We start from the raw sequence: 536 nt of genomic DNA on the forward strand, positions 1-536 counted from the left end.
GACAGGCATTCGATAGCTTCTTCTCGCCTTGGCTGATGGCATGAAGTCGGTTGTTGACCGGAGTATATCCCTTCCAAAATGCAAGGAAGCTAGGGTGATCGAACACATTGCGTGACACGCTGAGCGCGAAGGACTGAAGGTGATATGCGTGGATCGGGTCCCAGTTCTCGAAGGCTGCGATGCTGTCGTCATTGCCCAAAAGGCCGTCGACAAAATGATCAATTTCGTTCGAGAAGTAATAAACACTATCGTTCAAAAGGATCAGCCTAGTCAGATCCGGCGCTTTCTGCTGCAGGTGCAGGACACAATCTTTATAAGCTCCGAAGTCAAAACCCTTATTCCCACGCAGAACTAAAGTATGGGAATACTGGGTCAGCACAGCCGACTGGCTGTCAGACAGCTTTACGTTGGTTACAATAATGATGTTGATCTTGCGCCGCTGCAGGGCCGTCAGAATGTTGTGAACGCTTTGCGAGACTTGGCCATTGGTTTCGTAATAGACGAACACACAGTAGACACCGCCGCCAAATTGACTA

Annotated in this window: 1 protein-coding gene; it reads right to left on the reverse strand. The window is 49.4% G+C overall.

The annotated features are described in order from the left end of the window. On the reverse strand, positions 1 to 536 hold a 536-nt coding region (locus RMT89_RS40865), incomplete at both ends, for a rhamnan synthesis F family protein (protein ID WP_315888818.1).

The organism is Streptomyces sp. P17, from assembly GCF_032436805.1.
Classification (GTDB): Bacteria; Actinomycetota; Actinomycetes; order Streptomycetales; family Streptomycetaceae; genus Streptomyces.